Below are 702 nucleotides of genomic sequence, written 5' to 3' on the forward strand. Positions count from 1 at the left end.
CTTTTGCATTGTCACCTATTTTTTCACGAATAAACTTACCCGCCATCTCACCACCAGCGACATTGTCTGACGCAATATGACTGACTACATCGCCATTATTTGCTGCTCGGTCCAGTGTTAATACTGGCACCGCAGCACGATTAGCTAAACGCACAGCATTTGATACTGCATCAGAGTCTGTAGGATTAATCAGAATCGCTTTAACACCACGTACTAATAGATCTTCTACATTTGCTAACTCTTTACTCGGATCATTTTGTGAATCCAGTACAATTATTTTATAACCTAGTGCATCTGCTTTTTTCTCAGCGCCCTCTTTCATTGACACAAAGAAAGGGTTATTCAACGTTGAAACGACCATTGCAATCGTATCTTGTGCGATCGCACCTGCATTGAATGTTGCTGATATCACTGCCGCTGAAATTAATGTTGTTAACTTTTTCATTGGACTTTCCTTTTTTAGTTTAAAAATTTAAAGTTTATTTCTGTTTGTTATCTACTAATACGGCTAATAAAATGACCGCTGCTTTTACTATCATTTGGAAGTATGAAGATACATCCAATAAGTTGAGTGCATTATTCAACACACCAATAATTAAGGCCCCTATCAGGGTTCCCATAATGTAACCACGACCGCCTGCCAAGCTAGTACCACCAACGACTACGGCTGCTATTGCATCAAGTTCATAACCCATACCTGCT

Annotated in this window: 2 protein-coding genes; both read right to left on the reverse strand. The window is 39.5% G+C overall.

Going from position 1 to position 702, the window contains the following annotated elements:
- Positions 1-445: substrate-binding domain-containing protein (locus tag DS885_RS09430; protein WP_147232346.1), on the reverse strand; the 445-nt coding region annotated here is incomplete at its 3' end.
- Positions 446-479: 34 nt separating this feature from the next.
- A partial coding sequence (locus tag DS885_RS09435) for an ABC transporter permease subunit (RefSeq protein WP_441344262.1) occupies positions 480-702 on the reverse strand: 223 nt, incomplete at its 5' end.

The organism is Psychromonas sp. B3M02 (genome assembly GCF_003318165.1).
Classification (GTDB): domain Bacteria; phylum Pseudomonadota; class Gammaproteobacteria; order Enterobacterales; family Psychromonadaceae; genus Psychromonas.